23 protein-coding genes are annotated in these 20,886 nt (G+C 41.6%); all 23 read left to right on the top strand.

Going from position 1 to position 20,886, the window contains the following annotated elements; all coding sequences use genetic code 11:
• Positions 1 to 12 precede the first annotated feature (12 nt).
• Complete coding sequence (locus QNH48_RS29570; RefSeq protein ID WP_283953185.1) at positions 13 to 459, top strand: hypothetical protein; 447 nt, start codon at positions 13 to 15, stop codon at positions 457 to 459.
• 101 nt (positions 460 to 560) lie between these two features.
• Positions 561 to 1,109, top strand: coding sequence for a manganese efflux pump MntP (locus QNH48_RS29565; protein ID WP_481858523.1), 549 nt, complete (start codon positions 561 to 563; stop codon positions 1,107 to 1,109).
• Positions 1,110 to 1,228: 119 nt separating this feature from the next.
• The gene (locus QNH48_RS29560; protein ID WP_283953183.1) at positions 1,229 to 1,663 is read left to right on the top strand and encodes a low molecular weight protein arginine phosphatase; all 435 of its coding nucleotides are present in this window, start codon (positions 1,229 to 1,231) and stop codon (positions 1,661 to 1,663) included.
• Between the two features lie 78 nt (positions 1,664 to 1,741).
• A complete protein-coding gene (gene rpiB, locus QNH48_RS29555; protein WP_283953182.1) occupies positions 1,742 to 2,182 on the top strand; it encodes a ribose 5-phosphate isomerase B in 441 nt (146 codons plus the stop codon).
• 10 nt (positions 2,183 to 2,192) lie between these two features.
• On the top strand, positions 2,193 to 2,759 hold the full coding sequence (locus tag QNH48_RS29550; protein WP_283953181.1) for a TIGR01440 family protein: 567 nt from the start codon (positions 2,193 to 2,195) through the stop codon (positions 2,757 to 2,759).
• Between the two features lie 198 nt (positions 2,760 to 2,957).
• Positions 2,958 to 4,199 carry a serine hydroxymethyltransferase gene (glyA, locus tag QNH48_RS29545; protein WP_283953180.1) on the top strand — a complete coding sequence of 414 codons (1,242 nt, stop codon included), beginning with the start codon at positions 2,958 to 2,960 and terminating at the stop codon, positions 4,197 to 4,199.
• Positions 4,200 to 4,316: 117 nt separating this feature from the next.
• On the top strand, positions 4,317 to 4,946 hold the full coding sequence (gene upp, locus QNH48_RS29540; protein WP_095247537.1) for a uracil phosphoribosyltransferase: 630 nt from the start codon (positions 4,317 to 4,319) through the stop codon (positions 4,944 to 4,946).
• Positions 4,947 to 5,285: 339 nt separating this feature from the next.
• Complete coding sequence (locus QNH48_RS29535; RefSeq protein ID WP_283953179.1) at positions 5,286 to 6,302, top strand: nuclease-related domain-containing protein; 1,017 nt, start codon at positions 5,286 to 5,288, stop codon at positions 6,300 to 6,302.
• Positions 6,299 to 8,485, top strand: coding sequence for a S8 family serine peptidase (locus tag QNH48_RS29530; protein ID WP_283953178.1), 2,187 nt, complete (start codon positions 6,299 to 6,301; stop codon positions 8,483 to 8,485). The genes QNH48_RS29535 and QNH48_RS29530 overlap by 4 nt, the downstream gene beginning before the upstream one ends.
• Positions 8,486 to 8,809: 324 nt before the next feature.
• Complete coding sequence (locus QNH48_RS29525) at positions 8,810 to 9,031, top strand: AtpZ/AtpI family protein (protein ID WP_095247540.1); 222 nt, start codon at positions 8,810 to 8,812, stop codon at positions 9,029 to 9,031.
• A 7-nt stretch (positions 9,032 to 9,038) separates the two neighbouring features.
• Complete coding sequence (locus tag QNH48_RS29520) at positions 9,039 to 9,413, top strand: ATP synthase subunit I (RefSeq protein ID WP_283953177.1); 375 nt, start codon at positions 9,039 to 9,041, stop codon at positions 9,411 to 9,413.
• Between the two features lie 23 nt (positions 9,414 to 9,436).
• The gene (gene atpB, locus QNH48_RS29515) at positions 9,437 to 10,147 is read left to right on the top strand and encodes a F0F1 ATP synthase subunit A (RefSeq protein WP_283953176.1); all 711 of its coding nucleotides are present in this window, start codon (positions 9,437 to 9,439) and stop codon (positions 10,145 to 10,147) included.
• Between the two features lie 75 nt (positions 10,148 to 10,222).
• Positions 10,223 to 10,435: a F0F1 ATP synthase subunit C gene (gene atpE / locus QNH48_RS29510; protein ID WP_283953175.1), complete on the top strand. Its 213-nt coding sequence runs from the start codon at positions 10,223 to 10,225 to the stop codon at positions 10,433 to 10,435.
• Between the two features lie 161 nt (positions 10,436 to 10,596).
• Complete coding sequence (locus QNH48_RS29505) at positions 10,597 to 11,124, top strand: F0F1 ATP synthase subunit B (RefSeq protein ID WP_283953174.1); 528 nt, start codon at positions 10,597 to 10,599, stop codon at positions 11,122 to 11,124.
• Entirely contained in the window at positions 11,121 to 11,657 is a 537-nt protein-coding gene (locus QNH48_RS29500; protein WP_283953173.1) for a F0F1 ATP synthase subunit delta, read from the top strand. Before QNH48_RS29505 ends, QNH48_RS29500 begins: the two co-directional genes overlap by 4 nt.
• A 26-nt stretch (positions 11,658 to 11,683) precedes the next feature.
• A complete protein-coding gene (gene atpA, locus QNH48_RS29495; protein WP_283953172.1) occupies positions 11,684 to 13,192 on the top strand; it encodes a F0F1 ATP synthase subunit alpha in 1,509 nt (502 codons plus the stop codon).
• A gap of 133 nt (positions 13,193 to 13,325) precedes the next feature.
• Positions 13,326 to 14,183, top strand: coding sequence for an ATP synthase F1 subunit gamma (gene atpG, locus QNH48_RS29490; protein WP_283953171.1), 858 nt, complete (start codon positions 13,326 to 13,328; stop codon positions 14,181 to 14,183).
• Positions 14,184 to 14,352: 169 nt separating this feature from the next.
• Positions 14,353 to 15,774 carry a F0F1 ATP synthase subunit beta gene (atpD, locus tag QNH48_RS29485; protein WP_179158058.1) on the top strand — a complete coding sequence of 474 codons (1,422 nt, stop codon included), beginning with the start codon at positions 14,353 to 14,355 and terminating at the stop codon, positions 15,772 to 15,774.
• A 21-nt stretch (positions 15,775 to 15,795) separates the two neighbouring features.
• A complete protein-coding gene (locus tag QNH48_RS29480; RefSeq protein ID WP_283953170.1) occupies positions 15,796 to 16,206 on the top strand; it encodes a F0F1 ATP synthase subunit epsilon in 411 nt (136 codons plus the stop codon).
• Positions 16,207 to 16,589: 383 nt separating this feature from the next.
• Positions 16,590 to 17,870, top strand: a complete 1,281-nt coding sequence (locus QNH48_RS29475) for an ABC transporter substrate-binding protein (RefSeq protein WP_283953169.1) — start codon at positions 16,590 to 16,592, stop codon at positions 17,868 to 17,870.
• A 92-nt stretch (positions 17,871 to 17,962) separates the two neighbouring features.
• Positions 17,963 to 18,838 carry a carbohydrate ABC transporter permease gene (locus QNH48_RS29470; RefSeq protein WP_283953168.1) on the top strand — a complete coding sequence of 292 codons (876 nt, stop codon included), beginning with the start codon at positions 17,963 to 17,965 and terminating at the stop codon, positions 18,836 to 18,838.
• 3 nt (positions 18,839 to 18,841) lie between these two features.
• Positions 18,842 to 19,744: a carbohydrate ABC transporter permease gene (locus QNH48_RS29465; RefSeq protein ID WP_283953167.1), complete on the top strand. Its 903-nt coding sequence runs from the start codon at positions 18,842 to 18,844 to the stop codon at positions 19,742 to 19,744.
• Between the two features lie 115 nt (positions 19,745 to 19,859).
• On the top strand, positions 19,860 to 20,873 hold the full coding sequence (locus QNH48_RS29460) for an SIS domain-containing protein (RefSeq protein ID WP_283953166.1): 1,014 nt from the start codon (positions 19,860 to 19,862) through the stop codon (positions 20,871 to 20,873).
• The last annotated feature ends 13 nt before the right edge of the window (positions 20,874 to 20,886 follow it).

The raw sequence follows: 20,886 nt of genomic DNA, 5'->3' as shown, positions 1-20,886 counted from the left end.
GGTGAGTCTATAATGGAACTTCCTAATGGAGTTAGTGGTTTTTATCATTCTGAAGCCAGTAAACCTCCCCAAATAGACGGAAAACAATTTAAAAAATTGTGCTACCATTTTGCAGCTTGTAATGGTGGAAAGGTAATAAATTTTAACCTCTCTCATTCCTCAGCGAATTTCTATTATGCTCAAGTTGAGATTTTTGATTTGGAGTTCTATATCCTGCTCAACGAACATTATCCTTATTTAGCTTTCGCTGACGCGATTGAGTCCGGGGACATTCAATTCGTGGATATTCCTTCTCTATCCGAACAGTTTTCTCTCTATTATCATGTTTTGGATACAAAGGAGCTCACTGTCCCTATAAATGACAAACATAAAAGTGGGCTAAATAGTGCTGAATTACAGCAGATTTCTTACTGGATGCCAGATAAAATAGGGCAGGTCCTCTTTAATTTCTGGGATTAGCCAGGAACCGTGGATGCTTGTGCTTTTCGATTCTAAAACCTTTTGGACGTGCATATGTTTTTAGCAGGGCAAGTCCGAGGGGGTTGAGATTCGTGTATGGGATGATTGGGGAGCTTGTAACTCTTGTTTTAATGGCGTTTGCACTAGGGATGGATGCCTTTTCTGTTGGTCTGGGAATGGGTATGTTTAAGTTAAGACTTCGGCAGATTTTTAAAATTGGTATCACGATTGGTTTATTCCACGTTTGGATGCCGCTTGTGGGTATGCTCGCCGGGAGGTTTTTATCCGATAAATTTGGTGCCTTTGCATCATTGGTGGGAGGGCTGCTCCTCATTTTATTAGGGGTGCAAATGATTTGGTCAAGCCTTAGGAATAGCGAGGAAAAGGTGATGACACCGGTGGGCTTTGGATTAATCATCTTTGCAACCAGTGTGAGCCTCGATAGTTTTTCGCTCGGACTTACGTTGGGGATCTATGGGGCAAAAACGATTTTGGTGATTATCTGCTTTGGGGTTGTGGCAACACTGTTAACATGGGCTGGCTTGCTGCTTGGAAGAAAGGCTCAAGGTTGGATTGGGTCGTATAGCGAAGCCCTAGGGGGCAGTATCTTATTAGCATTTGGAATCAAATTACTTTATCCCTTTTTATAAAACCTTTCCAAAAATGTGAAAGGTTTTTTCGTTAGTGTTGTAGAAATGATAAAATGTACATAAAAAGCGGAAGCGCCTAGGCGCTTGCGCTAGACAATTTTGAAAGGAGGCTCGGCAGCATGCAGCGCATTTTGTTTGTTTGTACAGGGAATACGTGCAGAAGCCCGATGGCGGAAGCGATTTTAAAAAGTAAAAAGATTGACGGTCTTGAAGTGAAGTCAGCGGGAATATATGCAGCAACGGGGAGTGAGGCATCTGCTCACGCCAAACAGGTGCTTGATTCTCATCATATTGAACATAACCATTCTTCCACCATGCTAAATATGAAATCTGTACAATGGGCAGATTTAATTTTAACGATGACGGGTTCGCATAAAAATGCGATTCTTCAACAATACCCTGATGCAGCTCGAAAAGTTTTCACTTTAAAGGAGTTTACGGGTGAGGACTATGATGTGGATGTAGTCGATCCGTTTGGCGGAAATTTGGCCATCTATCAGGAAACCTATCAGGAATTAGAAAAATTGATTACAAAGGCGATCGAAAAAATGTAAAGCTCTCAGTGGTGAGGGCTTTATATTTTTTTATCGGTATGTCAATATTAAGGAAGGATTAGTATAGGAGGTTATTAGATGAAAGTGGCATTAGCGTCTGATCATGGCGGGGTTAATATTCGTAAGGAAATCGCCAATTTAATGGATGAACTCGGGATTGAATATCAGGATTTCGGCTGTGAGTGTGAGGGTTCTGTCGACTATCCAGATTATGCACTGCCGGTTGCTGAAAAGGTAGCGAGCGGTGAGTTTGATAGAGGGATCTTAATTTGCGGAACAGGAATTGGCATGAGCATTGCCGCGAACAAGGTAAGGGGTATCCGCTGTGCGCTTGTGCACGATACGTTTAGTGCAAAGGCAACACGTGCGCATAATGACACCAATATTCTCACGATGGGTGAGCGTGTAATTGGACCTGGACTTGCACGTGATATTGCACAAATTTGGCTGACAGAAGAATTTGAAGGCGGCCGCCATGCCACTCGCGTTGGCAAAATCAGCGAATACGAGCAGAAGTAGGTTGAGGACAATGATTCAAGTATGGGAAAAAGAGCTTGAAACCATTTTAACTGAATTTCAAACGCAGGCTTCTTTGGTGCCGGGTCAGCTGGTTGTTGTGGGCTGCAGTACGAGTGAAGTAATCGGAGAAAAAATTGGAACATCGGGAACGATCGATGTAGCTGAGATGATTTTTCGTCAATTGGGCAGATTTGCGCAAGGTTCCGGTGTTGCGTTGGCGTTTCAGTGCTGTGAACACTTAAACAGGGCACTTGTGATTGAAAGAGTTGAGGCTGATAAACGCGGACTTGACGAGGTATCTGTGGTGCCAGTGCGGACTGCAGGTGGAGCAATGGCTACATATGCGTTTGGAAAAATGGAGGATGCCTGTGTCGTTGAATTTTTGAAGGCGGATGCAGGAATTGATATTGGTCATACTTTTATCGGCATGCACTTGAAGCATGTTGCGGTACCTATCAGAGTTACGCAGAAAAACGTTGGACATGCACATGTTACTTTGGCTAAAACCCGGCCAAAACTTATTGGCGGGGCTAGAGCGGTATATGAAAAGACAGTGGGGAATTCCAGCTGTAGTTAATTGTAAAACACGGATGATTTTTGTTATAATTTTAATAACGTTCGTATATAGTGGGTTTTCTTTATCCTTTTACTAGGGTAAAATAAAAGAAATGGAGATTTTACGAATCTTCATTTCTCTTTTAGAGAAAAACGTGCTATTATATAGAGGAAATTTTCAAAAAGTTAATTCAGGTTTATACATACAGGGGGGATTACCATGAAGCATTTGTCTAATCAGGACAAGCAGGTATTTGAAGCGATTCAACAAGAATTAGGACGCCAGCGCGGAAAAATCGAATTAATTGCCTCAGAAAACTTTGTAAGTGAAGCGGTGATGGAAGCACAGGGATCTGTGTTAACCAACAAATATGCAGAAGGCTACCCAGGTCGCCGTTATTATGGCGGCTGCGAATACGTGGACATAGTCGAAGACCTTGCCCGCGAGCGCGCGAAGGAGATTTTTGGTGCGGAGTACGTAAACGTACAGCCACACTCTGGTGCACAGGCGAATATGGCTGTTTACTTTACAGTCCTTGAACAAGGCGACACCGTTCTTGGTATGAACCTTTCACACGGCGGTCATTTAACACACGGCAGCCCGGTTAATTTCAGTGGTGTTCAATATAAGTTCGTTGAGTATGGTGTGGATGAAACAACACATTTCATTAATTATGATGATGTCCTAGCAAAAGCACGCGAACATAAGCCAAAGATGATTGTTGCTGGTGCAAGTGCGTATCCTCGTGCGATTGATTTCGCGAAATTCCGTGAAATTGCGGATGAAGTGGGCGCTTATTTAATGGTTGATATGGCTCATATTGCTGGACTTGTGGCAGCTGGCCTTCACCAAAATCCAGTACCATACGCTGATTTTGTTACAACGACTACTCATAAAACGTTGCGCGGACCACGTGGCGGGATGATTCTCTGCAAAGAGGAATTTGGCAAGAAAATCGACAAGTCGATCTTCCCTGGTATCCAAGGTGGACCGTTAATGCATGTTATTTCTGCGAAAGCTGTTGCTTTTGGTGAGGTGCTGCAGGATAGCTTTAAGGAGTATGCAGGTCAGATCATTGCTAACGCAAAGCGTTTAGCGGAAGGCTTACAAAACGAAGGTATCAAGCTGGTTTCTGGTGGTACGGACAATCACTTGCTGCTTTTAGACATGCAGACACTTGGTTTAACAGGTAAAGTTGCTGAAAAGGTCCTTGATGAAGTAGGGATTACCGTTAACAAAAATACGATTCCGTTTGATCCTCAAAGTCCATTTGTAACGAGCGGTATCCGTATTGGTACAGCAGCGGTTACTAGCCGTGGCTTTGGATTAGAAGACATGGATGAAATTGCGTCAATCATTGCGTTTACCTTGAAAAATCATGAAGACGAAGCGAAGCTTAAAGAAGCTGCGGATCGTGTTAGTGCTTTAACAAGTAAATTTACGCTTTATCCTGAATATTAAACAACTTTTGAAATCGACTCTGTGAAGGGGTCGATTTCTTTTTTGATATTATTTGCTCTCTATATAGTTTTTCTGTAAAATGAGACGGAGTTAAATTTTATAAAAGGGGCGATCATTGTGGCAAAGGTATACGTCTTCGACCATCCACTTATTCAGCATAAACTTACATACATTCGTGATAAAAACACAGGAACGAAGGAGTTCCGTGAATTGGTAGACGAAGTGGCAACACTTATGGCATTTGAAATTACAAGAGATATGTCGCTTGAAGATATCGAAATTGAAACGCCAGTCTGCCCGACAAAATCAAAAGTTCTCTCCGGAAAAAAAATCGGTATCGTTCCGATATTGCGTGCTGGAATCGGCATGGTTGATGGGGTCTTAAAGTTAATACCAGCTGCTAAGGTTGGTCATATTGGCTTATACCGCGATCCGGAAACATTAATGCCTGTGGAATACTACATCAAGTTACCAAGTGACGTGGAAGAACGTGAATTCATCGTTGTCGACCCAATGCTCGCAACTGGCGGTTCAGCCAATGTGGCAATTGATAGTTTGAAAAAGCGCGGCGCGAAACATATCAAGTTTATGTGTCTGATTGCAGCACCAGAAGGCGTTGAAGCGGTTAAGGCTGCACACCCGGACGTTGATATTTATATTGCTGCTTTAGATGAGAAGCTGAATGATCATGGATACATCGTACCTGGGCTAGGGGATGCTGGGGATCGGTTGTTCGGGACGAAATAAGATTTTTTTAGAGCTGAGCAGAACAATTATCTGCTCGGTTTTTTGGTTTGGCTGTATACCTAAATAGGTATTTTATTTACAGATATTGGCTAATAGTCCAAAACCCTTTGAAAAAGGTCCATAACTCAAAGGAAATAGTCCAAAACCCATTAAAAAAAGTCCAAAATACCTCTAAAATAGTCCAAAACACCCCAAAAAAGGTCCATAACTTTTTCCCGAAACTATTTTTCAAAAATACCCCCAATAAGTTCACCTTATCTCCTTAATTTTTAAGCAGGATTACCTATTATGAGTAGAGAATTACCCTCTTAATTCAAAAAAGAGGTGATTTTGTTGATCATGTTAGAATTAAAACTCTCAGTTCAGGCTGAACAATGCATAGCTTTATTAAGAAGGATGCCAAAAGGGCACCCAGTAAGGCCAATTGTAGAAAAGGATTTACGATCGTGGCTGAAAGGGTATTATGGGGAACTGAATGTAGCTTATCATCTATCGTTTTTACCAGAAAGCGATTATTACATTTTTTATGGATTGCGTTTAATGGATAAATTAGCCTTCCAGATGGACGTGCTGCTGATATCTTCCAAATTTGTATTAATCATCGAAGTAAAAAATATTTCCGGTAAGTTAAAGTTTGAAAAGGGCTCAGACCTAATGATTAGGGAATTAAATAACCTAGAAGAAGGGATGGATAACCCTTTACAGCAGGTGAAAAGGCACCATCTTCAATTTAATAATTGGTTGAAGTTTCACCAATTTAAGGGGATACCGGTGGAGCACATAGTGGTGATTAGTAAAACGTCTACTATTGTAGAAACAACCCCTGATAATCAACAAATTTTTCAAAAAGTTATCTATGCCGAATCGCTGCTTGATAAGATAAGACAATTTGAAGAAAAGTATCAAAAGCCCCGCATTACAAAAAATACTCTGACTCACTTATCAGAGACCCTCTTAAAAGCTCATTATATCTACATTCCAGACATTCTTCAAAAATACAATTTATCCCAAACTGATTTAATACCAGGTGTACAGTGTACGAATACAAAATGCAAATGTTACCCAATGGAGTATATTTCAGCATCATGGCGGTGTAACACATGCAAAGAAACCTCCAAAACCGCACACATACAAGCCGTAAGTGATTATTTTCTTCTCTACGGTCCAACCATTACTAGGAGGCAGTTTGCTGAATTTCTAAAGATGGATTCCCCTATAAAAGCTAGATACATGCTGCTTGCTCTAAATCTCTCCTCCTCCGGCCAAAAACGCGGCACCAAATACTATCTGCCGAAAAACTGCATATTTTCCCCTCACGATGAAAACTCTATGAAAAAAGGGGAATTTTTTATATGAAAAAATGGACACTTTTATTCGTACTCGTTTTCTCCCTCCAAACCGCGACTTCTGCCCGTTCACTTGATACACCACCGATGCCGAAAGAACGGATTGCCATTGTGGTTCTTGAAGAACCGCAATCTCCGCAGGACATCGAACAACTTATAAAGCCCTATAAAGACATTCATCTACGCCATGTTTTCCAGGAGGCAATTTATGGTTTTTCCGTGGAAGGGAATCCGGAATCAATAGAGAAATTGGCGGAGGCCAGCAAACAAATAATTAGTGTTTCCCCGGTGAATCAGTACAAGGTGCAGGCGGAGGAAAGCGTCAAGATTATTGGCGGTGAAGAGATTCGCGGCCTTTTTGATAAAAAAAACCGCCGGTTGACTGGGAAAGGAATCACAGTCGGAGTCATCGATACGGGTGTGGATTACACACATCCTGACCTGAGAAGGAATTTTGCGGGCGGACGAGATCTTGTGGATAATGATGCTGATCCAATGGAAACGAAGACGCTGGGAAGGGCGACGGTTCATGGCACCCATGTGGCTGGAATTATTGCCGCAAATGGAAAGTTAAAGGGAGTCGCACCGGAGGCGAAAATTGTCGCTTACCGTGCCCTAGGTCCAGGGGGCGGGGGGACGACTGAGAATGTGCTTGCGGCAATTGAGCAGGCGATAAAAGACAAAGTCGATATCATGAATCTTTCGCTTGGAAATGATATTAACGGTCCGGACCTGCCCATCTCCCTTGCTTTGAATAGAGCGGTGGATAAGGGGATTGTTGCCGTCGCAGCATCGGGTAATTCGGGTCCGAATATCTGGACGGTTGGCTCACCGGGAACAGCTTCAAAGGCGATATCGGTTGGAGCTTCGACCCCTACCTTAGAAGTCCCTCACATTCTAATAGAAGGAATTCGGGATAAAATCAAGATTCAGCCATTGGCGGGCTCAAGTAATTGGGCAATGGACCGCTCCCTTCCGATTGTAGATGGCGGGCTCGGTACGAAAGCAGAATTAAAGGACGTAATGGGAAAAATAGTTCTTATTAAAAGAGGGAAATTAACTTTTACAGAAAAAGTAAAGAACGCCCGTGAGGCAGGGGCAAAGGCGGTTGTTATTTACAATAACCTGAGCGGCGGGTTCATGGGGAATCTGGAAACTCAGGTGGATATTCCGGTCGGTTCCATTACAAAGAAAGAGGGGGAGGTTTTAAAAAACAAAACCAATACCTTAGCGAGAATCGATGTGACAGAGGAAAAGGATTTGTTGGCCGACTTTAGCTCGAGGGGGCCGGTTACGGACACTTGGGAGGTCAAGCCAGATATTGTTGCACCAGGGGTAGCGATAAATTCGACGATTCCCGGCGGTTATCTATCTCTTCAAGGAACGAGTATGGCAGCACCCCATGTGGCGGGGGCGTGTGCGCTCATTAAACAGGCACATCCAGAGTGGACCCCAGATCAAATTAAGGCGGCCCTGATGAATACAGCCAAACCGTTAGTGAAAAACGGTAAACCATACCGCACGTATGAGCAGGGGGCAGGAAGAATTCAGGTTAATGAAGCGGTGAAAGCCACCTCACTTGTCAGTCCAAGTTCTCTCCGATTTGGGAAATTTGAGAGTGAAGGGGATACGCACAAAGCATTTTTGCATGTTGAGAATCTAAGTGAGAAACCCGTGCGCTATACCTTCGACATACCCAAGCATGCAGATGGTCTAGAATGGCACTTTCCACTGGCTTTTACACTGCAACCAGGTGAAACTCGAGACGCGAAGCTTGAACTAAAAGTGAACCCTGTAGAGTTAAAGGGGAAGATACATGATGGGTATTTAACCATTCAAGCTGGAGCCAATTCCATACAAATTCCCTATATCTATGTGCTTGAGGAGCCGAATTACCCGAGGGTAATGGGATTTGATTTTAAGGATGGCGACCAGCAGGGAACGTACCGTTATGAGGTCTACCTGCCGGGTGGGGCAGAGGAGTTTGGAATCGCCCTTTTCAATCCAGATGATTTCCGCTTCGTTGGCTTTTTAGACAGCAATCAAAATGTAAAGAAAGGATTGGTCAGCAAGGTGATCACGGCGGAGAACCTCCCGCCTGAAGGAACCTATCTTGCCAAGGTGTTTGCCAAAAAGGCAGGGAAAGAAGATTTTATAGAAACCATGCTCGTCATTGGATCAGCAGTAAGATAAATTAGAATGGGGTGGTGTGATCCGCCACTCCTGGTCAATTTGTTCACAAAATGGTCACAATTTCAACATAAAACTACCGGCGAATTACACTACAATTATAGTGTTAACTAAAACTTCCAAATGGAAGAAATTACTCAGGATAGTTTGTACGTAATTTCACGTAAATCCATTGACTTTGCAGAATCGCTATTGTATGCTAACAAAGGATGTAAAATGAGAGGGTTTTCACATAAATCGACAGAATCCTCAGAAATTCTACATATCTTCTTTTTGTACATAACCTCGTTTTTTGATTGTATTCTCTAAAGGTGAGGATGCGATAGTATGCGTAATGAAAACCGCAATCCGTTCAAAGCATATGCCCTAATGTCCGCTATTCTTGCAGCTCTTGTGGGATCCATTCTTATCGGTATTTTTGCAGGCAGATGGCTGGATAAGCAGTGGGGTACAGAGCCAATTTTCTTAATAGTTGGATTGTTTATTGGTTTAGCGGCCGGTATTTACTCGATGCTTGTTACAATTCGCAAGTTCAATTCAGGAGATTAAACCAACCATGCCAGAATTTCAAACAATGTATGTCCGACAACGAAAGTGGATGTTTTTCATATTGTCTTTTTATGTGCTTGGTTGGGGGTTCACTGCGCATCAATCAATCTTTCTTGGATTGATTCTTGGGACAAGTTTGAGCCTCTTTAATTTGTGGTTGATGGCACGAAAAATCGACAAATTTGGTCAAGCGGCAACTGAAGGAAGACAAATTCGTTCACTTGGATCTTTTTCACGAATGGCAACCGCAGCTCTAGCGATTGTCATCACTTTGAGGTATCCTGAGCAATTTCACCTCATTAGTGTGGTTATAGGATTAATGACATCCTACATTGTCATTATGATAGATTTTTTTATCCACAATTTCTATTCAGATAAATAGCGGGGGAAGCGAGGTGAATACTGTTGCATCACGAAGCTCCAATAGTTACGTTTCTTGGGCTCCAATTTAATCTGGCAAACATTTTGATGATTACAATAGCAAGTGCAATTGTCTTTTTGTTAGCCGTCCTATCTACTCGAAAGCTGGCCATGAAACCGACCGGAATGCAAAACTTTATGGAATGGGTCATGGATTTTGTTAAAAACATCATAAACAGTACGATGGATTGGAAAGATGGCGGACGATTTCATATTCTCGGAATCACCATCATCATGTATATCTTTGTTTCGAATATGCTGGGGCTGCCATTCTCAATTACGGTAGACGGAGTTCTTTGGTGGAAGTCACCAACAGCAGATCCGGCTGTAACGTTGACACTAGCCACATTGATAGTGGGATTATCTCACTTCTACGGTGTCAAGATGAAAGGTGCCGGAGCATATGGAAGGGAATTCTTTAAACCATTCTGGTTCATGTTCCCGATTAAAATTATTGAAGAGTTTGCAAATACTCTGACTCTCGGTCTCCGACTTTACGGAAACATTTATGCGGGGGAAATTTTATTAAGCTTACTCGCAGCTGGTTTAGCAACCGGTGTGGGCGGAACAATCGCCGCAGCACTGCCAATGCTGGTATGGCAAGGCTTCTCACTCTTTGTCGGTGCCATCCAATCATTTATTTTCTGTATGTTAACAATGGTGTACTTAGCTCACAAAGTGAGCAGCGACCATTAAGATAAACCGTTCTTATTTATAAGGACAAAAATACAAGTATTTATTTTTTTATACATTAAAGGAGGAAATTTTCAAATGGGTCTTATAGCAGCAGCAATCGCAATTGGTTTAGCAGCACTAGGTGCTGGTATCGGTAACGGTCTTATCGTATCAAAAACAGTAGAAGGTATCGCTCGTCAGCCACATGCTCGTGGTATGCTTCAAACTACAATGTTCATCGGGGTTGCGTTAGTTGAGGCGATTCCTATCATCGCGGTTGTTATCGCGTTCATGGTTCAAGGTCAATAATCGAACGCTTCAAAGTGTTCAAATAAATGGCGAAGATCATTCGTGAGAACCTTCGCCATTCGTTTATGTTCATTAGTGTTCATAAACGATTGATTTCGACAATTATTTCGACTGATATATAGGTTGTTTTAAGGAAAGACCTTGAAAGGAGTGAATCGCGGGTGTTAACAAATAGTTTTGTATTAGGAGCAGCAGCAGCCCATTCTGGTGTGAACTGGGGAGATATTATTTTCCAGCTTGTTATGTTCATCATCTTAATGGTATTGCTTAAAATATTCGCTTGGGGTCCATTAATGGGCATCATGAAACAGCGTGAAGAGCATGTTGCTGGTGAAATTTCAGCGGCTGAACAAAGTCGTGTCGAAGCAAAGAAACTATTAGAAGAGCAACGTTCTCTTTTAAAAGAAGCTCGTTCAGAAGCGCAAGTTTTAATTGAAAGTGCGAAAAAGCAGGGCGATATTCAGCGTGATGAAATCATTGCTGTTGCACGCACAGAAGCTGATCGTATGAAAGAATCTGCTAAGCTTGAAATCGAGCAGCAGAAAGAAAAAGCGGTTGCCGCTATTCGTGAACAGGTTGCTTCCTTGTCTGTATTAATTGCTTCAAAAGTTATTGAAAAAGAATTGAATGCAGCAGACCAAGATAAACTCATTAACGAATATATTCAAGAGGCAGGAGATAAGCGATGAGCAACTCCATGGTAGCTAAACGCTACGCGTTGGCTCTTTTTCAAATCGCAAAAGAACAGCAGCTTCTTGGAGTAGTAGAAGAAGAACTTCGTGTAGTAAAGGAAGTTTTTGTTTACAACACCGATTTAAAAGCTGTCTTAAAGTCTTCTAAGCTTACTATTAATAAGAAAAAAGAGATTTTAACAGCTGCTTTTACATCTGTTAATCCATATGTACTGAATACATTAATGATTTTGATTGATCGCCATCGCGAAGACGAAATCATTGAAGTAGCAAACCAATACTTTGAACTAGCAAATGAAGAAAAGGGAATTGCCGATGCTGAAGTTTATAGCACACGTGAGCTGTCTGAAGCAGAACGTGAAGCAATCTCTGCAACATTTGGAGCGAAGGTTGGCAAGAAATCACTTAGAATTGAAAATATCGTGGATTCTGAATTGCTCGGCGGCGTTAAGCTCCGAATCGGAAACCGTATATACGACGGTTCTTTGCGCGGGAAGCTAGACCGTTTAGAACGTAAATTGTTAAGCTAAGATTCGAAAGAATAGGGGTGAAACTCATGAGCATCAAAGCTGAAGAAATTAGTGCCCTGATAAAAAAGCAAATTGAAAACTATCAGGCTGAAATTCAAGTGAGTGATGTTGGTACTGTTATCTCCGTAGGTGATGGTATCGCACGTGTTCATGGCCTCGACAATGTCATGGCTGGAGAACTTGTTGAATTTTCAAACGGCGTTATGGGTATGGCTCAAAACCTTGAAGCCAATAACGTTGGTATTATCATTCTTGGACCTTTCACTGAAATTAAAGAAGGTGACGAGGTTCGTCGTACAGGACGCATCATGGAGGTTCCAGTAGGTGAGGAACTAATTGGTCGTGTTGTTAACTCTTTAGGACAACCAGTTGATGGTATGGGTCCAATTAATACAACAAAAACTCGCCCTATTGAAGCAGTAGCTTCAGGCGTTATGGCTCGTAAATCCGTTCATGAGCCATTACAAACAGGTATTAAAGCGATTGACGCACTTGTGCCAATCGGCCGCGGTCAGCGTGAGTTAATTATCGGAGACCGTCAAACAGGTAAAACATCTGTTGCAATCGATACAATCTTGAACCAAAAAGGTCAAGACATGATTTGTATCTACGTTGCGATTGGTCAAAAGGAATCAACTGTGCGTGGTGCGGTTGAAACCCTTCGTAAGTATGGTGCGTTAGAATATTCAATCGTTGTAACGGCATCTGCTTCACAACCAGCTCCATTGCTATTCTTAGCTCCTTATGCGGGCGTTGCGATGGCTGAAGAATTCATGTACAACGGCAAGCACGTTTTAATCGTATATGATGATTTATCAAAACAAGCGGCTGCATACCGTGAGCTTTCCCTATTACTTCGTCGTCCTCCAGGTCGTGAAGCATATCCAGGGGATGTATTCTACTTGCACTCCCGTTTACTTGAACGTGCAGCTAAATTGAACGACACACTTGGTGCTGGTTCAATCACTGCATTGCCATTTATCGAAACACAAGCAGGGGACGTTTCTGCTTATATTCCAACAAACGTTATCTCCATCACAGATGGACAAATTTTCTTACAATCAGATCTATTCTTCTCAGGTGTACGTCCAGCGATCAACGCAGGTCTTTCCGTTTCTCGTGTAGGTGGATCCGCGCAAATCAAGGCGATGAAGAAGGTAGCAGGTACACTGCGTCTTGACCTTGCTTCATACCGTGAATTAGAAGCATTTGCACAGTTTGGATCTGACCTTGATAAAGCGACACAAGCGAAGCTTAACCGCGGTGCCCGCACCGTTGAAGTTCTAAAGCAAGATCTTCATAAGCCGCTTTCTGTTGAAAAGCAAGTAGCTATTCTTTATGCATTAACACGCGGATTCTTGGATGATATTCCATTAGAAGATATCCGTCGTTTCGAATCAGAATACCTTAATTGGTTAGACCACAATCGCAAAGACTTGTTAGACCATATTAAAAATACGAAGGACCTTCCTTCTGATGACGATATGGGTGCTGCACTTAACGCCTTCAAAAAGACGTTCGCAGTTTCCGAATAAGTAGGGTCTGACAATTGGTAGGGATGGATAGGGTTAATGTTTTAGGGTGACAGGCACGGTTTTGCAGTGCCTGTTACCCTAAAACCTCCCCTTAAATCCCAAAACATTCTTTGAATGAGGGTGGTGAGAACCTATGGCATCATTACGCGATATAAAAAATAGTATTAATTCTACAAAAAAGATGAGTCAGATTACAAAGGCAATGGAGATGACTTCCGCTGCTAAATGGAACCGTGGAGTTATGAATGCGAAAGCATTTGTTCCTTACATGGAGAAAATCCAGGAAGTTACGGTAGCTGTCGCAATGGGCAGTAACGGAGTTAATCATCCAATGCTTGAATCTCGACCTGTCAAGAAAACGGGTTATATTGTTATGACATCCGACCGTGGTTTAGCTGGTGCTTTTAACAGTAACGTGATCCGTCGTGTGTTTCAAACAATCCAAAATCGCCACAAATCGAAAGATGAGTATTCGATTATTGCAATCGGTCGTGTTGCCCGTGACTTTTTTGCAAAACGCGGTGTAAATGTCGATCTCGAAATTATTGGAGTATCCGATCAACCGAGCTTCGAAAGCGTTAAAGACATTACTAGCAGTACTGTAGGTATGTTCTCCGATGGAACCTTCGATGAACTTTACTTATATTACACTCATTATAAAAGTGCCATTACTCAAGAAGTTACTGAGAAGAAGCTGCTTCCACTAACGGATCTTTCAACTTCTGCAGAGCTTACATCTTATGAATTTGAGCCATCTGCAGAAGAAATTTTAGACGTTCTCCTGCCACAATATGCTGAGAGCTTGATTTATGGCGCACTTTTAGACAGTAAAGCGAGCGAGCATGCTGCCCGGATGACTGCGATGAGAAATGCTACTGATAATGCGAAAGAAATGATTAAAAATTATTCACTTATCTACAATCGTGCTCGTCAAGCAGCGATTACGCAAGAAATTGCGGAAATCGTCGGTGGAGCGGCTGCACTGGAGTAGAATCTATATTTTTAAAAATGAACCCCGTTTAGGGGCTTTGATAAGTTCTGCTGGACGGGAATGAGTTCATCGTTCCCGACTACATATCAGGACTATAACGTGTTAAGTGTGATTCACAGGTTCCTTTTAAAAAAGGGGTTTGTGAAAAAGTAAGATAGGAGGGAAAATAATGAATAAAGGACGCGTTCTTCAGATTTTGGGTCCGGTTATTGACGTTAAGTTTGAAAACGGTCAGCTTCCTGAGATTTATAACGCTTTGCGTATTGAATACAAAGCGCAGAATCAATCAGAAGTTGATATCAACTTAACTCTTGAAGTAGCCCTTCATTTAGGTGACGATACGGTTCGTACGATTGCAATGGCTTCCACTGATGGTGTTATGCGTGGAATGGATGTTGTTGATACAGGAGCAGCTATTTCTGTACCGGTTGGGAACGTAACTCTTGGCCGTGTATTTAACGTATTAGGTGAAGTAATTGACCTTAACGAGGAAATTCCAGCGAGTGAGCGCCGTGATTCGATTCACCGTGAAGCTCCAACGTTTGAAAATCTTTCTACGGAAGTAGAAATTCTTGAAACGGGTATTAAAGTAGTTGACTTGCTTGCTCCTTATATTAAGGGTGGTAAGATCGGTCTATTCGGTGGTGCCGGTGTAGGTAAAACCGTATTAATCCAGGAATTAATCAATAACATCGCGCAAGAGCACAGTGGTATTTCGGTATTCGCTGGTGTTGGTGAGCGTACACGTGAAGGTAATGACCTTTATCATGAAATGACGGATTCAGGCGTTATCAAGCAAACGGCGATGGTATTCGGACAAATGAACGAGCCGCCAGGAGCACGTATGCGTGTTGCACTGACAGGTTTGACGATGGCTGAATATTTCCGTGATGAGCAAGGACAGGACGTTCTTTTCTTCATGGATAACATCTTCCGTTTCACGCAAGCAGGTTCAGAGGTTTCTGCGCTATTAGGCCGTATGCCTTCTGCCGTAGGTTACCAGCCGACTCTTGCTACTGAGATGGGTCGTTTACAAGAACGTATTACTTCTACGAATAAAGGTTCTGTTACATCGATCCAAGCGATTTACGTACCAGCCGATGACTATACGGATCCGGCTCCGGCTACAACTTTCGCTCACTTAGATGCGACAACAAACCTTGAGCGTAAGCTTTCTGAGATGGGTATCTACCCTGCGGTGGATCCACTTGCATCAACTTCTCGTGCACTGTCACCTGAAATCGTTGGTGAAGAGCATTACAATGTTGCTCGTCAAATACAATCAACGTTACAACGTTACCGTGAATTACAGGATATCATTGCGATCCTAGGTATGGATGAGCTTTCTGATGATGATAAGTTAGTCGTGCTTCGTGCGCGTCGTGTACAAAACTTCTTGTCCCAGAACTTCCACGTTGCTGAACAGTTTACTGGACAGCCTGGATCTTATGTACCTGTAAAAGAAGCAGTTCGTGGTTTTAAAGAAATCCTTGAAGGTAAGTATGACCACCTTCCAGAAGATGCATTCCGCTTAGTTGGTCGTATTGAGGACGTAGTGGAAAATGCAAAACGTATGGGTGTAGAGGCCTAATACGGACCAGGAGGGTAAAAAATGGAGACGATTAAAGTCAGTGTTGTTACTCCCGATGGCCCGGTATATGAGTCAGATGTGGAAATGGTTATTACCAAGGCTCAAAGTGGTGAATTAGGTATTTTACCTGGACATATTCCAATGGTTGCTCCTCTTGAAATTGGCGTTGTACGCCTCTTTAAGTCTGGCAGCAAAGAAGAGGATCTTGTTGCAGTGAGCGGCGGCTTTTTAGAAGTCCGTACTGACAAAGTAACAATTCTCGCGCAATCAGCTGAAAGAGCAGAGGATATCGACGTGGAACGTGCACTACGAGCAAAAGAACGTGCCGAGCAGCGTATGCAAGTCCAGAAAGCGGAAGACATCGACTTCCGTCGTGCTGAACTAGCCCTGCAACGTGCCGTCAACCGTCTATCGGTTACAGGAAAACAATAATAGTTATGATCAAATCCCTGCTGGTCGACGGACTGGTAGGGGTTTTTTGTGTTTTTAAAAATAAAATTATTAATTAGATAATATTTCATCTATTCCTATGGTTGAATTTATGGTAACTTAGGCTAATAATGAATTATCGTAGAATACCTATATTGAAAAAGGTGAGTCCATTTTAGTCTTTGCCTTCATGTAATGAAAATAGTTTGAAAGTTCCCCCAATTTAGATATTGACTCAAAAGGTTATATAATGTAATATCATATTATAATACAACAGGGCATCTAAGAGTACATCTTGAAGGTTAGTCTGGAGGCTGATAGGGACAAAAATAACTTGTAAGCGCTTTATAGCTTTCTTTCAAAAACAAGAAGAAATATTGGGGGGTATGTTTGTGAAACGATGGTTTACTCTAGCAATCAGTATTTTAGTAGTAATGTCATTATTAATAGGATGTTCATCACAGAGCTCTAATTCAAAATCAGAAGATGGAAAAACAACGATTACCTTTTTCCACCGTTGGCCGAATGAGCCGTATAAATCTTATTACAAACAAATTATTGCAGAGTTTGAAAAACAGAATCCTGATATTAATGTTGAAGAAGTAACAGCGTTAAATGATGATTACAAACAAAAGGCGAATGTCATTCTTGGCAGTAAGAATCCCCCAGATATTTTCTTTAGCTGGGTAGGAGAATATGGTGAGAAGTTTATCCGTGATGGTGTGGCGTTAGATCTATCAGAATACTATGCAGCTGATACTGAGTGGTCTGGCCAATTAATTGAGTCACAAGTGGAACACTTCAAAAAGGATGGAAAAGTGTACGGCGTACCACTTTTTACCGACAGTAAGTTATTTTTCTACAACAAAGAGGTTTTTGATAAGTTAAATCTTAAGGCCCCAACTACTTGGGATGAGTTCATCACAGTACTTGAAACACTTAAAGATAGTGGTACAACTCCATTAATCTTAGGTAACAAATCTCCTTGGGCTGCTGCACACTATGTAACGGCATTAAACCAAAGAACAGTTCCTAGTGAAGTATTGGATAAGGATTTTAGTTACCAAGGTGCAGAGTTCACAGACCCTGGTTATGTGGAAGCCTTAGAGAAGCTGAACGAATTAAAACCATATTTAAATGAAAATCCAAACGCGTCGGCACATGATGAAACAAGAAACTTATTCATTGGCGGTAAAGCAGGAGTAATCCTCTTAGAAACGCTTGAAATTTCTTTCTTAGATGATGCTCCGTTTGAATGGAGTTCCTTCAAAGTTCCAACCATCGAGGGAGCAAAGGGTGACCAAGAAGGAATAATCGGTGCTCCTGAAGGATTTATGGTAACGAAGAAATCAGCACATCCTGAAGAGGCAATGAAATTCTTGAAGTTTTTAACGTCAAAAGCAAATGGTGAAAAGTTAATCAAGGATACCGGTTTTGCTAGTACCGTTGAGGGTGCCGTAAATGAAAATACAGCAAGTGAACAAGAAGTGAAGGCTATGGATATGATTATCGAAGCAGGAGATATGTTAATTTGGGCCGATAGCGCATTAGACAGCCGAGTGTTTAAACCATATGGTGACGGTGTTCAAGCGATGTTAGGCGGTACGATGACACCAGAAGAAGTAATGAAGAGTGTTCAAGAGGCAGCAAAACAAGTGAAAAATTAGGAGAAAGATGAAGTCTATTAAATGGTCGGTTTGTAAGATAGATAGTTTCCTATAAACCGACTTTTAATAGATGTTTGATGGGAGGGGTATAAATGCGCAGAACACGGATCATCCCGATATTATATATTGCACCAGCTTTACTTATGCTTTCCTTATTTGTTTACTATCCATTAGTTCGAAATTTAGTAAATGGTTTTTATGAATGGAATCCGTTTACTTTAGATAGAAGCTTTGTATCAGTCGAAAATTACACACGTCTCTTTAAAGATCCTGTCTTTTACACCGTGCTGAAGAACAATCTTTTCTATGCTGTGATCTCCGTTGTACTTCAAGTTGGGCTTGGATTAGTGATTGCTGCCATCTTAGAAGACAAAGTATTCAGGAGGTTTTCTACCTTCTTTCGGACAACCTTTTTTATACCAGTCTTGATTTCGATGACGGTAATTGGGATTCTCTTTAGTTTTATCTATAACCCTGAAGTAGGTTTACTAAATAGTTTTTTACGAGCAATCGGTTTAGGAGAATGGGCAGAGGGATGGCTCGGGAATCCAAAAACAGCAATCTTCGCCGTTATTTTTGTGTCGCAGTGGCAGAGTATCGGGTATGCTGTCATGCTGTTTGTGCTAGCAGTCCAAAAAGTTCCTGGAGAGTTATATGAAGCAGCTACCATCGACGGAGCTGGAAAACTCCGTACCTTTTTCAGCATAACAGTTCCGCAAGTAAAAGAAATGACCTTTGTGTTATTAATCTATACAGTTACAGGATCGTTCTTAGTGTTTAGTGAAGTATATGTATTAACGAGTGGTGGTCCTGCTAACTCATCACAAGTCTTTAGTACATATCTTTATCAGAAAGCGTTCATTGATAGTGAACCAGGGTATGCCTCAGCGATTGCCAATGTGATTTTGGGGATTACGCTAATCTTTTATTTTGTCCAGAATAAGGTCTTAAAAACGGGGGAGGAGTAAAAAATGAAGCCGGTAGAGTCAGAGGTTGTGAGCAGCCCGGAAGTAAAGCTGTCACCTATCACGTTGAAGTCAAAATTACGTAAACCAGGCACGCCAGTCGTTGTCGGACTAATCTTTGTTTTCCTCCTCCTTTATTTTATTGCGATTGCCTATCCGTTATTTTGGATGGTGATCAATTCTTTTAAAAATACGGCAGACATTTTTAATGATAGCTGGGGACTGCCGAAGGAATGGTTGTTTTCCAATTATGCAACAGCATGGCAGCAGGGTGTTTCAAGCTATTTTATCAATAGCGTAATCATTACGGTAGGAACCTGTTTATTGACGGTGTTAATCAGTGCGTTGTGTGCGTTTGGATTGACGCGCTTTCAAATCAAAGGCGGGAAATTTCTGTTGCTATTTGTCTCAGCAGGTTTGATGTTTTCGCCGCAGAGCAGTTTAATTCCGCTTTATGAATTAATTCAGCAAATGGGGATTTTTGATACGCATTGGGCATTGATCTTAACCTTTACTGCCTATCGGATTCCATTAACCGTCTTGTTAATTCGCTCCTTTTTCCTATCAATTCCTAAGGAGCTTGAAGAGTCAGCTTACCTAGACGGGGCAACAACTTTAGATGTATTTGGAAGAATATTTTTACCGATGAGTAAACCCATTTTGTTCACAGGTGTGATCTTAACCGCTTATTACGCTTGGAATGAGTTTTTATTCTCATTAATCTTTATTCAGACCGAAGGGGTCAAGCCGATTACATCTGGCCTGCTAGTGTTTAAAGATGCGCTTAATACGAATTGGGGAGTGTTAATGGCTGGCTTGGTAATCTCAGCGCTGCCATTGATAGTGGTCTTTATGTTAATGCAGAAATACTTTGTCCGCGGATTAGCCGACGGCAGTGTAAAAGGATAATAATGGGGGATTTCCCCCTTGTAAAAAATATATTTACTGATATTGACTAAATTGGTTAATCATTCTATTATTGATATAACGTTATATAACGTATTATAAAAGAGGAGTGGAATCGATGTTGAATTTTAGTAAAGAAAAGTATTTGAAAGTAACCGGAGGAGCGATAGGGTTAAGGGAAGAAATTGAAAAGGTCGCGGACAAGGTCTTTGAAAAAGGGTTTAAAAACATTTTTCTAATTGGATCTGGCGGGGCAGTGGCTACATTTTATCCTTTCGAATACATGATCAACTCAACATCAACGATTCCAGCATACGCGGAAATTGCAGCAGAGCTTGTGCTGCAAAATAATAAGCAACTATGTGAAGAATCATTAGTCATCTTATCTTCTTTGTCAGGTACAACAGAAGAGACAGTTGCTGCAGCAAAATATTGTAAACAGCTTGGAGCAATAACGGTTGGTCTAACAGGTGAATACAACCAGCCGCTAGCAGATATAGTTGATTACCCGTTAGTTAATTTTGCAGAAAATGATTTTGCTAGTGATTCCAACCAATTGGTGCTGTATCACTTAATTTTTAAGCTAATGAATAAAAATGGTGATTTCCCTCGTTATGAGGAGTTTGCAGCTCAATTAGAGGTTTTACCTGAGAAGTTAATAGAGGCGAAAGAGCAGTTTGAAGCTAAAGCTGAAACCTTTGCAGTTTCGTACAAAGATGAGCCTTATCATTTGGTGGTGGGTTCCGGTACAACCTGGGGCCGTGCATACTCCTATGCCATGTGTGTATTAGAGGAAATGCAGTGGATTAAGACAAAATCCATCCATGCAGCGGAATTTTTCCACGGGACATTGGAAATCGTCGAAGAAGATACGAGCATGCTCTTACTAAAAGGCCAGGATGAAACGCGTCCGTTGATGGACCGGGTTGAACGCTTTGCTGAAAAGTATACAAAGAAATTAACGGTAATTGATACTGCTGATTATGAGTTAGCAGGAATCAGCGAAGAATTTAGAAAATACCTATCACCAATTGTCACGTCTACTTTGCTGCAAAGATTGAGCGTTCACTTAGAAGATAAGCGAAATCATAATTTAGAGATTAGAAGATACTATCGAACAGTGGCTTATTAAAAAAGTACGTAGA

Source organism: Neobacillus sp. YX16, assembly GCF_030123505.1.
Taxonomy (GTDB): domain Bacteria; phylum Bacillota; class Bacilli; order Bacillales; family Cytobacillaceae; genus Neobacillus.
Note: the sequence above shows the minus strand (reverse complement) of the source record. Positions and strands in the feature narration are given on the sequence as shown.

Coding starts and splice junctions, on each gene's coding strand:
- QNH48_RS29570 (WP_283953185.1), top strand. CDS start 13: ATGGAACTTCCTAATGGAGTTAGTGGTTTTTATCATTCTGAAGCCAGT.
- QNH48_RS29565 (WP_481858523.1), top strand. CDS start 561: ATGATTGGGGAGCTTGTAACTCTTGTTTTAATGGCGTTTGCACTAGGG.
- QNH48_RS29560 (WP_283953183.1), top strand. CDS start 1,229: ATGCAGCGCATTTTGTTTGTTTGTACAGGGAATACGTGCAGAAGCCCG.
- rpiB (WP_283953182.1), top strand. CDS start 1,742: ATGAAAGTGGCATTAGCGTCTGATCATGGCGGGGTTAATATTCGTAAG.
- QNH48_RS29550 (WP_283953181.1), top strand. CDS start 2,193: ATGATTCAAGTATGGGAAAAAGAGCTTGAAACCATTTTAACTGAATTT.
- glyA (WP_283953180.1), top strand. CDS start 2,958: ATGAAGCATTTGTCTAATCAGGACAAGCAGGTATTTGAAGCGATTCAA.
- QNH48_RS29535 (WP_283953179.1), top strand. CDS start 5,286: ATGTTAGAATTAAAACTCTCAGTTCAGGCTGAACAATGCATAGCTTTA.
- QNH48_RS29530 (WP_283953178.1), top strand. CDS start 6,299: ATGAAAAAATGGACACTTTTATTCGTACTCGTTTTCTCCCTCCAAACC.
- QNH48_RS29525 (WP_095247540.1), top strand. CDS start 8,810: ATGCGTAATGAAAACCGCAATCCGTTCAAAGCATATGCCCTAATGTCC.
- QNH48_RS29520 (WP_283953177.1), top strand. CDS start 9,039: ATGCCAGAATTTCAAACAATGTATGTCCGACAACGAAAGTGGATGTTT.
- atpE (WP_283953175.1), top strand. CDS start 10,223: ATGGGTCTTATAGCAGCAGCAATCGCAATTGGTTTAGCAGCACTAGGT.
- QNH48_RS29500 (WP_283953173.1), top strand. CDS start 11,121: ATGAGCAACTCCATGGTAGCTAAACGCTACGCGTTGGCTCTTTTTCAA.
- atpA (WP_283953172.1), top strand. CDS start 11,684: ATGAGCATCAAAGCTGAAGAAATTAGTGCCCTGATAAAAAAGCAAATT.
- atpG (WP_283953171.1), top strand. CDS start 13,326: ATGGCATCATTACGCGATATAAAAAATAGTATTAATTCTACAAAAAAG.
- atpD (WP_179158058.1), top strand. CDS start 14,353: ATGAATAAAGGACGCGTTCTTCAGATTTTGGGTCCGGTTATTGACGTT.
- QNH48_RS29480 (WP_283953170.1), top strand. CDS start 15,796: ATGGAGACGATTAAAGTCAGTGTTGTTACTCCCGATGGCCCGGTATAT.
- QNH48_RS29475 (WP_283953169.1), top strand. CDS start 16,590: ATGTTTGTGAAACGATGGTTTACTCTAGCAATCAGTATTTTAGTAGTA.
- QNH48_RS29470 (WP_283953168.1), top strand. CDS start 17,963: ATGCGCAGAACACGGATCATCCCGATATTATATATTGCACCAGCTTTA.
- QNH48_RS29465 (WP_283953167.1), top strand. CDS start 18,842: ATGAAGCCGGTAGAGTCAGAGGTTGTGAGCAGCCCGGAAGTAAAGCTG.
- QNH48_RS29460 (WP_283953166.1), top strand. CDS start 19,860: ATGTTGAATTTTAGTAAAGAAAAGTATTTGAAAGTAACCGGAGGAGCG.